12 protein-coding genes and 1 tRNA gene are annotated in these 14,414 nt (G+C 38.6%); 9 read left to right on the top strand and 4 right to left on the bottom strand.

The window, feature by feature from the left end:
- The first annotated feature begins 146 nt into the window (after positions 1 to 146).
- From QZT73_RS15215 to QZT73_RS15200, 4 genes are all read left to right on the top strand, one after another.
- Entirely contained in the window at positions 147 to 3,221 is a 3,075-nt protein-coding gene (locus tag QZT73_RS15215; protein ID WP_291778936.1) for a TonB-dependent receptor, read from the top strand.
- Between the two features lie 20 nt (positions 3,222 to 3,241).
- Entirely contained in the window at positions 3,242 to 4,759 is a 1,518-nt protein-coding gene (locus tag QZT73_RS15210) for a RagB/SusD family nutrient uptake outer membrane protein (protein ID WP_291778939.1), read from the top strand.
- Between the two features lie 13 nt (positions 4,760 to 4,772).
- Complete coding sequence (locus tag QZT73_RS15205; RefSeq protein WP_291778944.1) at positions 4,773 to 5,252, top strand: DUF4843 domain-containing protein; 480 nt, start codon at positions 4,773 to 4,775, stop codon at positions 5,250 to 5,252.
- Between the two features lie 109 nt (positions 5,253 to 5,361).
- The gene (locus QZT73_RS15200) at positions 5,362 to 5,988 is read left to right on the top strand and encodes a hypothetical protein (protein WP_291789055.1); all 627 of its coding nucleotides are present in this window, start codon (positions 5,362 to 5,364) and stop codon (positions 5,986 to 5,988) included.
- Positions 5,989 to 6,046: 58 nt separating this feature from the next.
- Here the strand turns inward: QZT73_RS15200 and clpX are convergent, their stop codons facing one another.
- From clpX to QZT73_RS15180, 4 genes are all read right to left on the bottom strand, one after another.
- A complete protein-coding gene (clpX, locus tag QZT73_RS15195; protein ID WP_291789052.1) occupies positions 6,047 to 7,273 on the bottom strand; it encodes an ATP-dependent Clp protease ATP-binding subunit ClpX in 1,227 nt (408 codons plus the stop codon).
- Complete coding sequence (locus QZT73_RS15190) at positions 7,273 to 7,947, bottom strand: ATP-dependent Clp protease proteolytic subunit (RefSeq protein WP_291785142.1); 675 nt, start codon at positions 7,945 to 7,947, stop codon at positions 7,273 to 7,275. The genes clpX and QZT73_RS15190 overlap by 1 nt, the downstream gene beginning before the upstream one ends.
- Positions 7,948 to 8,026: 79 nt before the next feature.
- Positions 8,027 to 9,355 (bottom strand): trigger factor, encoded by a 1,329-nt coding sequence (tig, locus tag QZT73_RS15185; protein ID WP_291785144.1) that lies wholly within the window; start codon positions 9,353 to 9,355, stop codon positions 8,027 to 8,029.
- A 108-nt stretch (positions 9,356 to 9,463) separates the two neighbouring features.
- Positions 9,464 to 9,545, bottom strand: a tRNA-Leu gene (locus tag QZT73_RS15180).
- 133 nt (positions 9,546 to 9,678) lie between these two features.
- Between QZT73_RS15180 and QZT73_RS15175 the strand changes: the two genes are divergently transcribed.
- From QZT73_RS15175 to QZT73_RS15155, 5 genes are all read left to right on the top strand, one after another.
- Complete coding sequence (locus QZT73_RS15175; RefSeq protein WP_291785146.1) at positions 9,679 to 11,901, top strand: bifunctional (p)ppGpp synthetase/guanosine-3',5'-bis(diphosphate) 3'-pyrophosphohydrolase; 2,223 nt, start codon at positions 9,679 to 9,681, stop codon at positions 11,899 to 11,901.
- A gap of 114 nt (positions 11,902 to 12,015) precedes the next feature.
- The gene (locus tag QZT73_RS15170; protein WP_291785149.1) at positions 12,016 to 12,483 is read left to right on the top strand and encodes a transcriptional repressor; all 468 of its coding nucleotides are present in this window, start codon (positions 12,016 to 12,018) and stop codon (positions 12,481 to 12,483) included.
- Positions 12,480 to 12,824, top strand: a complete 345-nt coding sequence (locus tag QZT73_RS15165) for an STAS domain-containing protein (protein ID WP_291785151.1) — start codon at positions 12,480 to 12,482, stop codon at positions 12,822 to 12,824. The genes QZT73_RS15170 and QZT73_RS15165 overlap by 4 nt, the downstream gene beginning before the upstream one ends.
- A 126-nt stretch (positions 12,825 to 12,950) precedes the next feature.
- Positions 12,951 to 14,096 carry a hypothetical protein gene (locus QZT73_RS15160; RefSeq protein ID WP_291789050.1) on the top strand — a complete coding sequence of 382 codons (1,146 nt, stop codon included), beginning with the start codon at positions 12,951 to 12,953 and terminating at the stop codon, positions 14,094 to 14,096.
- A 136-nt stretch (positions 14,097 to 14,232) separates the two neighbouring features.
- Positions 14,233 to 14,414, top strand: a 182-nt coding sequence (locus tag QZT73_RS15155) for an adenylosuccinate synthetase (protein ID WP_291789048.1), incomplete at its 3' end; no start/stop codon positions are given.

The following is a 14,414-nucleotide window of genomic DNA, read 5'->3' as shown; positions in this document are numbered from 1 at the left end:
TTGAAATTTAATATTTTTTTATTAAAAAAAATAAAATATTATTAAATAATATACGCCTACATTGAAATGTAATTTTTCTAAACGGTTTTGCATTATAAAAGGTTAATGGATAAAATTGAATTATCATTAAACCAAAAAAATCAATTATGAGGAAAGTTTTACTACTAGGACTAGCGCTCTTGATTGCTACTGTTTCGGCATTTGCACAAGATCGTGTTGTGACTGGAACGGTGACATCCGGAGAGGATGGTTTGCCCATTCCAGGTGCTTCAGTCATAGTGAAAGGTACCACGCTAGGTACAGCTACCGACTTGGACGGTAGATTTTCACTAAATGTACCACAAGAAAACAATACACTTGTTTTTTCTTTTGTAGGTACAGTGACACAAGAAATAAATATTGGAAACAGGTCTCAGTTAAATGTGACCTTAGAACCAGACACTAGAAGTTTGGAGGAGGTAATCGTAACAGGTTACGGTACGCAGCCAAAAAGGGAAGTTACCGGAGCAGTTTCGTCTGTGAAAGGTGAATTGATCGAAAACCTGCCTTTGCAGACTTTTGATAGGGCACTTCAAGGTAGAGCTGCCGGTGTGCAGGTTCGATCTAACAACGGTCTACCAGGTGGTGCGGTAAACATCCGTATCAGAGGAGTGGGTTCTGTTACGGCAGGCAACGAGCCATTATTTATTGTAGATGGCGTTCAATTGAACAATGAGGCAAATTCATCCCTTACACAGGCCAACCCACTGGCTTTCTTAAACCCCAATGATATAGAGTCAATGGAGATTTTGAAAGATGCGGCTTCTGCTGCCATTTATGGTTCTCAGGCAGCCAATGGGGTGGTTATCATTACAACCAAGAAAGGAAAGCAAGGAAAAGCAAGGTTTGAATTCAATGCTTTTGGAGGTCAAACAGAACCAATGAAATTTCTGGATGTCTTGGGTGGTGCAGAATGGTTTGAAATGAGAAGAGATGCCTTAATAAGAGGAGGAGATGGTATCGCGAGAGCGAGAGCACTTTCCAATATGGCAAGATTGCCTGGTAATTGGCAATCCCTTTCTGATGCGGAATTGGATGCAATCGGACTTGCTTTACCCACATATGATTGGCAGCGAGAACTGATGGGTACAGGAAGGCTTCAAAATTATGAATTGAATGTATCTGGTGGTGACGAAAGGACGCAATTCTTCGTTTCCGGTTCTTATAACTACCAGGAATCTTCTTTCCGTCCTGTGGATTTTGAAAGAGGAACTTTCAGAACTTCATTGACCCATAAAGCCAATGAAAGATTAACATTAGAGACCAATATTAACTTGGCAACTGTGGGTCAAAATATCCCATTTGCCATATCAGGTGCGTTTTTGGGTAATCCAGCATTCTCTTCTTCTGCAGTTTTACCACACAATCCCATCAGAAATGAAGATGGTTCTTTTAATGAAGCTATTGGAGGTGTTTTGGGACAAAATGTAGCTTTGGTAAATGAATTCAACTCAGGTTTCTCCAGAAGAAATACTGTGGTGGGTAATGCAATAGCTACTTATAAAATTGCTGATAACATTACCTTTAGATCATTGTTTGGTATAGATTACAATTTCCTTCAGGAAGAGAGATTTGTAGATCCAAGGACTCCAGATGGAGCAGGGGTGAGAGGTAGAGCTACTAACTTTAATGACTGGAGAAGTAGATTCATTACCACTCAGACTGTCAACTGGAATAAAACATTCAATAATGTCCATAACGTTTCTGCCTTGGCAGGTTTTGAGTACGTGACTGAAACCAGACAGGGTTTGAATGGTCAGGCGATTGGTTTCCCAACATCCCAATTCAGATACATCGATTCAGGTGCGGAGCCAGTATTCGTAGGTGGTTTCTGGACAGGATATAAAAGGCAAGGTGTTTTTGCCAGCGCCAATTATGATTACAAACAAAAATACTTGTTTACTGCCACAGCACGTTATGATGGGTCTTCCCGTTTTGGGGCCAATACGCAGTATGGTATTTTCCCATCTGTAAGAGCAGGTTGGAATATCGCGATGGAAGACTTCTTAAAAGATTCAGAAGCCATCACCGATTTAAAATTGAGGGCTTCTTGGGGTAGAACTGGTAATGATCAAATTGGCAACTTTGCTGCTAGAGGGCTGTTTGGGGCTCCATCTGCTGGTAACTATGCTGGAAACCCTGGTATCCGACCAACCAATTTAGCCAATTTAGACTTGGGTTGGGAAACCAACGAAACAGTTAACTTGGGTATTGATTTTGGTTTCTTAGGAAACAGAATAACTGGTGCTGTAGATGTTTTTGACAGAAGAACCAAAGATTTGCTTTTGAATCAACCAATCCTTTGGACCAATGGTTTTAGCTCTATAGCCAATAACGTCGGTGAATTGATGAACCGTGGTATTGAATTTGAAGTAAGTACGGTAAATATCGACAGAGGTGGTTTCCAGTGGAGAACTTCCTTCAACTTTACCTATGTAAGAAACGAAATTGTCAGCTTGTATGATGATTTGGACTTCCTTCCTGCTAACCCAGGTATTGCAGTAGGTCAGTCTGTAGGTAACCCTCCATTCCCAGGTGCACAGGCTCCGGGTTCTTGGTTTGCTGCAGAGTATGCCGGTGTTAACCCTGCAACAGGTAGACCAATGTGGTTTGACATCAACAGGAACAGAACTTATTTGCCCTTGGCAGCAGATAGGGTTTATTTTGGATCAAATTTGGCTCCCTATTTTGGAGGTTTCAACAATACTTTTAGGTACAAAGGATTTGAATTGACTACTTTCTTTACCTATGAGTATGGTGCCTTTGTATCTGATGGACAGTATAACTTCTTAAGAGAGAATGGTACACGTTTGACCTTGAATGCATTGAGAGAAGTGAATGACAGGGCTTGGGTTGAACCAGGTGATATGACTGATATTCCAAGAACTTATGTGACTGCAGCAGGTAATGCCAACGAGGTAAGGAGCCAAGGAAGGAATTTTGGTACTGCCAATCTTTTGAATGCCAGTTTTATAAGATTAGCTCAATTGACTGTGGGTTATACTTTCAACCCAACTTTGGTGAGAAATCTTGGATTGACCAGAGCGAGAATTTATGCACAAGGTTTGAACTTATGGACATATGACAGATACCCAGGTTATGATCCTGAATTTGCGGGTGATAACACTGGTCAGCTTCCTTTAACAAGGAACTATACAATAGGTGTTCAGTTAGGATTCTAAAATTGAAAATGATGAGAAAAATGAATTCATTATATAAATATGCGGTTGCCTTTATGTTGGGTCTATCCGTCTTGGCTACTTCTTGTAGCTTGGATGTTGACCCGAGGCAGTCAATAGATGCTGACGGAGCATTAAATACTCCTGATGCATTGGAAGCTTCTATCAATTCTGTTTATGCCAGATTGAGAGCTGAATCAACTTATGGTAGGGATCTTTTTGCCATGGCAGATGCTCTGGCAGATGTTGGTAGAACTACCAATAATTCTGGCCGTTTGATCGGAGAAAATAATAACAATCCCAATGCCCACTTTACAGCAGCTTTTTGGCAAAATTCCTATTTTGCCATCAATGAAGCTAACCTTATCCTAGATCAATTAACTAGGGGTGTAGATGGGGCTTCTGCTGCTCAATTGACCCGTTGGGAGGGTGAAGTAAAATTCTTAAGAGCCTTGTGGTATTTCAATTTGGTTAAGGTATATGCCTACATGCCTACTGCGATCTATCAGCCAGGAGTGACAGATGAGGGTGGTGTTCCAATGCCTTTGGAAGGTTCAATTGCATCTGATATTGCATTTACCAGGAATTCTCCTAGGGCAAGCATTCAAGAGAATTACAATCAGATTTACAGTGATTTGAATGACGCCATTGCGCTATTATCTTCAGCTTCAAGAGCTGGTGTTCAATTTGCTAACGCAGGTGCTGCTCAGGCTTTATTGTCAAGAGTAGCATTGTATAGAGGCGATTGGACTACAGCAAGAGATGCAGCTACTGCCGCTCTTGGATCAAATGTTGGTACTGTTCTTGGAGGGGAGGCCTATGTTGATGGTTGGAGAGCTTCAGTTCATCCTGAATCCATGTTTGAAGTACGTTTTGCTTTGGAACTTGAATCGTTAGGGGTAAACGTTTCATTGCAGTCTTCGTACACAGCGCTTTTGAATCTTAGCAATAAGAATGCGCAAGGCGGATGGGGTGATTTTATCGCCAACCAAAGAGTTTTGGATTTCTTTGGCCTTTCTCAAATACAAATCGGAGAACCTGAAACAGACAATAATAATTGGGATGTAACAAGGAACAATGATGTTCGTGGACAGTTATTTACTACAGGAAATACGGTAAGAAATGCAGGCCGTCAGATTGAAAGTATTAAATTTATATCCAAGACAGGTTTTACCTTTGCTGACAATATTCCAGTAATCAGAAAGTCAGAAATGCACCTCAATAGAGCTGAAGCTAATTTCCATCTTGGCAATACTGGCGAAGCGCTAGATGAATTGAATGCATTCAAATCCTTAAGAGGATTGGATCCGGTAACTTTATCTGGTGATGATTTGTTGGAAGAGTTATTGAATGAAAGATTTAAAGAGTTTGTTTTTGAAGGGCAAAGGTTCTTTGACCTCAAAAGATATGGTAGAGACTTGGACAAGTCCTATCTTGGACCTACAAACTTTGTAGCCTTTGATGATTTCAGAATTCTACCTCCGATTCCGCAAAGAGAAGTGGATGGTAACGTTAATCTTAACCAAAACAGAGGATACTAAAATTGAAAAAATTATGAAAAAGATCATATCCCTATTTTCTCTCGTGATGGTTTTATTGCTCGGTTCATGTATCGAGCAGAACTATCCGATATGGGAAGGTGCTGAAGTAGAATTTCAAGATGCGGTCGTAAGGACACCTACTCCAGGGCAAACATTCCCAAGAATTGCTATCGGTAATGATGTTGGTGCTGTTAACCTTCAGGTAAATTTAGTGGCCAGACAAAGACCAAATGATGAGACCATTAATTATAGAGTCGTTCCAGAACAAACTACTGCAGTACAAGGAACAGATTTCAATGTAAGTGGTTCTTTGGTAATCCCTGCTAATTCTTCATTTGGTACAGTAACAGTGGATATCCTGAATACAGGAGCTATCGGCGGTTTTGTAGATGTAATGATTGAATTGGAAGGTAATTCTGATATTATCGCTAGCGAAAACTACAAGCAGGTACAGTTAAGAATTACAAGACCTAATCCACCAGAAGAGGATTAATTTATTCGTTTAAATATTAAAAAAAGGCCGATTTTTCGGCCTTTTTTTTTAGTTTTGTTATATGAAGAAGTTTAGTTTAAGTTTACTGGTGCTTACAGTTTGGTTCGGGATGAATCATTCATTATTAGCGCAATTACAGATGTTAAGGGATCAGGGAACCGGAAATCCTGTTTTATCCAACCCTTATCCTGAGGTTAAAGGTTCTCCATATTGGAGTGAGTTTGAAATTGGAAGTATTGTCTTTTCCGAAAAGGATACAGCTTCAAATCTGATGATTGCATTCAATGCTTTTAATCATACTTTAGTCTACCAAATGGATAGGGATCTGATGGCTTATTCTCCTGGTAAAATCAACGGGTTTATATTAGGGAAAAACAGCTCGAATCAAATATTTAGATCTGGCTATATGGTTCCAGGAATTGGTAGCAATCGTTTTGTTGAAGTATTGGTAGATGGTGAATTTACCCTTGTAAACCATAAATTTAAAAAGATGGTAGATGATCCAGGTGCCACCTATGGTTCTCAACAGTCTAAAACCTTCCAAAATGCAGAAGAATTGATTCTTTATAAAGGTGGGGAAGCATATATCTGGAAACCTAGAAAAAAGAATCTGATTGGTTTTTTTGGTGAAGATGGCTATAAAAAGATCAATAACATGGCTAATTCCTATGGATTGGACTTGAAGGAAATAAACGATGTAAAGAGACTGGTTATGCTATTGAACGCAGGAAACTGAAAATTATAAAAAAACGCATCCATTTAATGGATGCGTTTTTCATTTATTAGCGTAGCAATCAAGCCACTTGTAATTTTTTGAATTTTGATTTATCAAATTGACCTCGAGCGTATTTGGCATCAATTACCAATTCCTTCACAGAATCATCCGAAGGCAGTTCGTACATTGCATCAGTGATAATGGCTTCACAGATAGATCTCAAGCCTCTGGCTCCTAGCTTGTATTCCATGGCCTTTTCCACAATATAATCAATACCACTTTCCTCAAACACCAATTTGACACCTTCCATATCCATCAATTTGATGTATTGTTTGGTCAAAGCGTTTTTAGGTTCTGTCAATATACTTTTTAAGGCTTCCTTGTCCAAAGGATCCAAATGCGTTACAACTGGCAATCTGCCGATCAACTCTGGAATTAATCCAAAAGATTTGAGGTCTTGGGCAGTGATATATTGTAGTAAGTTGCTTCTATCAACCTGCTGTCCCTCATATACCTTATTAAAACCCAAAGGTTGGGTATTTAAGCGCCTTGCTATGTGTCTTCCAATTCCATCAAATGCGCCACCGCATACAAACAGAATATTCTCGGTATTGACAGCAATCATTTTTTGGTCAGGATGCTTTCTTCCACCTTGAGGTGGTACATTTACTACAGTTCCTTCCAGTAGCTTCAACAGTGCCTGTTGCACGCCTTCTCCGCTAACATCTCTAGTTATTGACGGATTGTCAGATTTCCTTGCAATCTTGTCGATTTCATCAATGTATACTATACCTCTTTCTGCTGCCTCCAGGTTATAATCTGCTGCTTGAAGAAGTCTTGTCAAAATGCTTTCAACATCCTCTCCCACATAACCTGCTTCAGTAAGTACAGTAGCATCCGCGATGCAGAATGGAACTTCCAGCACTTTGGCCAATGTTTTTGCAAGATAGGTTTTCCCAGTACCTGTATCACCCACCATGATAATGTTGGATTTTTCTATTTTGATTTCATCTTCATCATTGGATTTTTGAAGCAGGCGTTTGTAATGGTTGTAAACCGCTACTGTTAGTACTTTTTTTGCATCGTATTGTCCGATCACATATTGATTCAAGTATTCGGTCAATTCCTTGGGCTTTTTCAGTTTAAATTTCGGGTCTTTGGTGGTCTTTTTGGTTTTTTCCTCTTCTCCCAAAATCTGATATGCCTGGTCAATACAAAAATTACAGATTTGGGCAGAAATGCCCGATACCATAAGGTCTACATCTTTTTTATTCCTACCGCAAAATGAACAGGTAACTTGTGCCATTATTTATTTTTTCTGATCAAAACTTCGTCAATTAGGCCATATTCTTTGGCTTCTGGAGCTTTCATCCAATAATCCCTATCAGAATCTTTTTCGATTTCATCAAAAGTTTTTCCTGAATGATCCGCTAGAATCTGATACAGTTCCTCTTTCATGGACAAAATCAATTTCAATGATATCTCCATATCTTTTGATTGTCCCTGCATACCTCCTGAAGGCTGATGAATCATTACCCTGGAGTGTTGAAGAGCAGATCTTTTATTTTTGGCACCTCCGGCTAGCAATACAGCCCCCATGGAAGCGGCTATACCAGTACAGATAGTCGCTACATCAGGTTGAATATACTGCATGGTATCGTAAATACCTAACCCTGCCGTCACCGAACCTCCAGGACTGTTGATATAGAGTAAAACATCCTTCTTGGGATCAGTAGATTCGAGGAACAATAACTGTGCTGTGATAATATTTGCAATAAAATCGTCCACCTGTGTGCCTAAAAAGATAATTCTATCCATGATCAATCGCGAAAAAACGTCTATTTCACGGAAATTTGTCGGTCTTTCCTCAATCACCGAACGGGTCATGTTATCAATATGGGTGGTGTATTGGTCAAATGCGTTTCCGCTGATGCCTTGGCCGTGTACGGCGAATTTTCTGAATTCGTCTCTGTTAATCATATTTTTCCTTTTAATGTTGTACAAAAATAAAAAAAGCCCTTAGTAATAAGGACTTTTTGTTAACGATTTAATCGGATAATTAGTTTGCCAAGAGTTCTTGGAATTTATCAACTGATATTTTTTCCTCTTTCAATTGTACTTTTTCCTTAACAAAAGCCAATACCTTGTCGTTTTGGACCGAAGTAAGCATCTGCATGTAATTTTGCCCATCATTTCCTTTTAGGTAATTGTCCACAAACATATCCATGCTGTTTTCCAATTGTGCACCAAGACCTGATGATGCAAACTGTTCGCGGATCATATCCTTGGTTTTTTCAATCACATCCTCATGTTCCGCCTGTATTTCATTGTTTTTGGCAATCTCATTGGATATGATGGTCCAAGCCAATTGGTTGGCATAAACAGGGTATTCTTTTTCCACCTGATCCGAGGTTACTTTTCCATCGTTAGCTTTAATTAGCCATTCTTTTAAGAAGTCTTCAGGTAAATCCAGTTTGGTATTTGCGACCAACTGTTCTTTGATTTTTTCATCACTGTATACTTTTAACTCCTTGTTGTAGTTTTCTGACATGATGTCTCTAACTTTTGATCTCAAGGCTTCCTCGGAATCAACTTGCCCTTCTCCAAATAACTTGTCGAAAAATTCCTGGTTTAAATCTGCCAGTTCTGTCCTGTTAATATTTTGTACGGTAAATTCAAATTTACCTGTAAGCTGTGAAGCCTCTTCTTCCGAAATATCCAAAATACCGGCAAGGCCTTCCTTGATGGTTTTGGAAGGATCAATTTCAACCGCATCTCCTTTTTTGAGACCAAGAAACTTCTTTAGGGCCCTTCCGTCCACCTTTGATAAGGGTAGCGAAAAAGTCTTTTCGAAAGATCCATCAAGTGCTTTTAAATCCCCATAAAGGAAGTCATTTTCTTCACTGCTCTCAGGGTTGGTCATTTTCCCATACTGACTTCTTAAGTTATCTATGGTATTATCCACCTCTTTATCATCCATTTCAATGCTGTAAGCAGTAGCTTCCATGGAATCTTCCAAATTCACTGGAACTTCCTCTACAAAACCAATTTTGTATTGGAATTCAAACTCTTTTTGTTCGTTCCAATCAATTTTATCTGCATCTTCCAGAACCGGAAGTGGATCACCTAGAATACGGAAAGTCTGGGTTTTCAGGTATTCATTGAGGGAAGCGGAAAGAATACTGTTGATTTCATCTACCAATACAGAGCTTCCATACATTCTCTTAACCATTGAAACCGGGGCTTTACCAGGTCTAAAGCCTTTGATATTGGCTTTTTTGGCATAGTCCTTAAGTTTCGCATCAACCTTTGGTTGATAATCTGCTTCATTTAGTTTAATTTTAACTGAAGCTTGATTTGCTGAATGTTTGTCTAAAATGATTTCCAAGGCAGTATGATTTTGGTTGATTTTAATTAAAAACCCTCAATCTCTTTTCTCAAATCCCGGCGCTTTGGCGCTTTCGAAATGTGAAACGTGATTGAGGGCTGGAAAACGTGCGGATGGAGGGACTCGAACCCCCATGCCTCGCGGCGCTAGATCCTAAGTCTAGTGCGTCTACCAATTTCGCCACATCCGCTTAATTGTGGACGCAAAGGTAAGAATCAAATTTAAACTTGCAAAAAGTGTTTAAAAAAAATACAGACAAAACAGGTAAATATTTCTCAAAGAAGCTATTAATTTTGATTTAACATTTGGCTTACCCAAAAATTATGATTCAAGTAGACCTAGAGCAGGAAAGAAAAGAGATTTTAAAGCGTTACAGAAAGTTGCTCCGTATGGCAAAGCCCATGCTAAAGCCGGGGGATGCCAAAGTGATCAAACAAGCTTTTAATGTGGCCAATGATGCACATAGAGAAATGCGCAGGAAATCCGGTGAACCTTACATTTATCATCCATTAGAGGTTGCCTTGGTATGTGTGGAAGAAATTGGACTTGGGACGACCAGTATAGTTTCTGCGTTATTGCATGATGTGGTCGAGGATACGGATCTTGAATTGGAAGACATTGAAAGGGATTTTGGTCATAAAGTGGCCAAAATCATAGATGGTTTGACCAAAATTTCAGGAGTTTTTGAGTACGGTTCCTCTCAACAGGCAGAGAATTTTAGAAAGATGCTTCTGACCCTATCTGATGACGTACGGGTAATTTTGATCAAGTTGGCAGATCGGTTGAATAATATGCGAACCCTTGAAAGTATGCCTAGGCACAAACAGCTCAAGATTGCTTCAGAAACCATGTATCTCTATGCACCTTTAGCACATAGATTGGGTTTATATGCCATCAAGTCCGAATTGGAAGACCTTTACTTGAAATATACTGATGCTGAGACCTATAAATTTATAGTGCATAAAGTAACAGAGTCCAGAATTTCCAGAAATAAATTCATCAAGTCTTTTGTTCAACCTATTGAGGAAGAACTTGAGATGCAAGGATTTGAATTTACCATCAAAGGAAGGCCAAAATCTGTTTATTCCATTTACAATAAAATGAAAAAACAGAATATTCCTTTTGAGGAAGTTTATGACCTTTTTGCTATCCGAATAATTATCAGCAGCAATCTTGAAGAAGAAAAGGCGGATTGCTGGCAGGTTTATTCCATTGTGACGGATTTTTATAGACCCAATCCTGACAGATTGAGGGACTGGATCAGTACGCCAAGGGCCAATGGTTATGAATCACTTCATACCACTGTCATGAGCAATACAGGTCAATGGGTGGAAGTTCAGATTAGGACGGTCCGTATGGATGAGATTGCAGAAAGGGGCTATGCAGCACACTGGAAATACAAGGAGATTGAAGCGGCACAAAGCCGCAGCTCTTCTGGTCTTGACGAGTGGATAACCCAGGTCAGGAGCTTACTCGAGTCCAATGATGGATCCGCGATAGAATTCATGGATGATTTCAGGGGCAATCTTTTCCATGACGAGGTATTTGTGTTTACCCCAAAAGGTGATCTAAAAGTACTCCCTTTCGGTGCCACTGCCTTGGATTTTGCATTTGAAATCCACACCGAAGTTGGGGCTAAATGTATCGGAGCAAAAGTAAATCAGCGATTAGTTCCCATCAATCACAAATTGAAAAACGGGGACCAGGTAGAAATTCTTACTTCCAATAAGCAAAAGCCCACAGAAGATTGGTTGAATGCTGTAATGACCTCCCGGGCCAAGGCTAAAATAAAGGATGCATTAAGAGAAGAGAAGAAGTCCACCATGATGGATGGCAAGGAGATTGTTCAGAGGAAACTGCGGCAGATGAAAATGGATTTTAATTCAGAAGTGGTGGAGCAATTGCGTGCGTATTTTGAAACCAAAACACCAAATGAATTCTATTATAAAGTGGGTAAAGGAATTATTGATCCCACTTCCATTAAAAGTTTCAAAGATTTCAAGGATCAGAAAAAACAAAGAGGTAAAATAACCAATGATAAAGTAAAGGACGAATCCTCTTTTACAAAAGAAATCAAAAGCCTTAAGGGACCGGATCATGACCAACTGCTGATTGGAGAGGATATGGATGTGGTTGATTACATTTTGGCCAAATGCTGTAATCCCATCCCAGGGGATGATGTTTTTGGATTTGTGACAATTAATGAGGGAATCAAAATCCACCGAACCTCCTGCCCAAATGCTTTGGAATTACTTTCCAATCATGGCAACCGGGTGATTAAAGCAAGGTGGACCAGTCAACAGGAAATAGCTTTTCTTGCTGGATTAAGAATAATTGGAACTGATAGGGTAGGCTTAATCAACGATGTAACCAAGGTGATTTCAAACGAACTCAAAGTCAATATGCGGTCCATTACTGTAGACTCTGATAGCGGGATCTTCGAAGGCACGATCAAACTCTATGTACACAGTACACAGCACCTTGAAAAAATGGTTTCCAATCTCTCAAAGGTAGATGGTGTTATTAAGGTAACAAGGTTCGATTGATTATGGCGCTGAATAATACTGTCTGTATTAAGCCCAACAGACCATGGATATTAATCCCTTATTTGAATCTTTTCTAAATAAGAACCGTTATATTTACAAAAAAATCAGCAATTCATGGCCTTAAATGAAAGCCTTTTTGAAGAGGTAAAAAAAATCTTCACAGCCTACCTGGAAAACAAGAAATTGCGGAAAACACCGGAACGTTATGCCATTCTCGAGGAAATTTATGGGAGGTCTGGTCATTTTGATGTAGAGTCCTTATACATTTCCATGAAGAATAAAAACTATCGGGTTAGCCGTGCAACAGTTTACAATACTTTGGATCTTTTGGTGGAATGTGATTTGGTAAGCAAACATCAGTTTGGTCAGAACTTGGCCCAGTTCGAGAAATCTTATGGGTACAAGCAACATGATCACCTGATCTGCGTGGATTGCAATCAGGTTTTGGAGTTTTGCGACCCGCGAATCCAAAATATTCAGAATACAGTAGGTGAGATTTTGAACTTTCAGGTGATGCACCATTCTCTGATTCTTTACGGTAATTGTCAAAAAGAAAATTGCGAAAATAAACCACTTATATGAAACTAACTTATAAATTAGAAAAAGAAAAGCTTGCTTATTTTTTATATGTTGAGGGGGATTTGATTGGAGATGAGGTAGGTCCAAAATTGGTCGAGTTTGTATCAGATGCAGTAAATGATGAAATAAAATTTTTCGTGGTGGATTTGAGTCAGATTAGATACATCAGTTCCAGTGGGATTGGATTATTGATCACCATGCTTACTAAGATGAGGAATGCTGGAGGTGAGGTGTATTTAACTTCACCCTCTGAGCATGTCAAGAAATTGTTGATTATCACCAAACTGAACAATATTTTTACTGTATTTGATACTGTTGAGGAAGCAAAGAAAGAATTAATCTGAACCCATCATTTTTCCGCTAATTGTCCTGGATGATCTTATATTAACACATTTGATTGATACCAATTTAACCTAATTCCTTGTTAAGCCAATGATGTGGAAATATTTGTTGATATTTAAATGGTGAAAATGAGATTAGAGAACCTTTGGTTTTTGTGTATATTGTTCTATTCATGTCAAACTGAAAGCGGTTTTTCAGGGGATATAACAATAGATGTTGGAAGCAAAAGAAAAGCATACATAGGACAAGTCGGATTAAGTTCAAATTTGCCATTCCCAAAATCAACAAACCCTAATGATGTTGGTGACTTTCTTATTTTTAACCCTTATAGTAAATTCATTGATTCAGTTTCGTTCAAGAACGAGGAAATTAAAATTTTTCAAGGGTTTTTTTTAGAAGAAGAAGGTCCGGAAGCAATTGGAGAATTTAATTTTTTCTTAGGGTCCAGTTTAGGGTTTGTTTTTGTAGGGAATAGAAGTATTGTTATTAAAGACCTAAAATCCGGAGAAATAAAAAAAGTTAAATTTAGTTCTGATATATTTGGTGAGAAATCGGATATTTTTCTTCCCGGTAGTGTCAGTTTTTTACTGGATCACTTTTTTAAAGGTTTTGATGCTAAAAAGGAAAACCTATACTTCTTTGTTCAAAATATGGTTTCTGGTGAGGTTGCACTTTGTAAGTTCAATATCATAACTGAGGAATTAATTAGACTTCCTGATTTTTTTGATGTGGATATGGTCAGCAAAAATGAAAATATCTATAGGAATCAGTTGTATATTATGAAAAACAACCTGCCTTATGTTTTTTATTATGATGAAAAATTGATTTTATCTTATTCCTACAGTAACGAAATTGTTGTTGTAAATCCAGAAAGCTTGAATTTTTTAACCAAATACTTTGATTCAAAATTATTTCCAAATGAGAAGTCAACTCATCAGAAATTAAGGGATGATATGGATTTTTTTGAAGCAAACCAAACAATGGATGAATGGGATTTTGATGTATCTTTTGGGAACCTTGAAAAGTTGCCTAATAATAAAGGTTTTTGTAGGTTAATCAGAGGCGCAACTTTAGGCGAAGACAAAAAGAACCCTGAAATATTCATTGAAATTTTTGATAATGAACTCAAAAAAGTAGGTGAAGCGAATCTGACGAATATGCAACCGGATTTGTCAACTTTCTTTTTTGCAGTCGAGCGAAGGTTGTTTTTCAAAGCGAAAGAGCAACCAGACGAAAATTACCTGAATTATTATTTTGTTGAAGTGGACTTTTGATCCTTCAAATAATTGCCCGCAAAAGGAATTATTTGATCGGCAAGAATAAATCCCCTGATTTCCTTGCAATTCATTTACCTTATTCCAAATTTCACGCCTCAAAAAGACTTTAATCTAGGAGTTGATTTTACAGGAAATGAAAATGGATATTTTATTAGGTTTGCAGTGGGGCGACGAAGGAAAAGGCAAGGTGGTGGATGTTTTGGCCCCAAAATATGACGTAGTGGCCAGATTTCAGGGAGGGCCAAATGCTGGACATACTTTGGAATTTGATGGCATCAAGCATGTACTGCATCAGATTCCTTCAGGTATTTTTAG

Origin of the sequence: Cecembia sp., assembly GCF_007126775.1 — a bacterium.
Lineage (GTDB): Bacteria > Bacteroidota > Bacteroidia > Cytophagales > Cyclobacteriaceae > Cecembia.
This window is presented reverse-complemented; position numbering and strand designations above follow the sequence as displayed.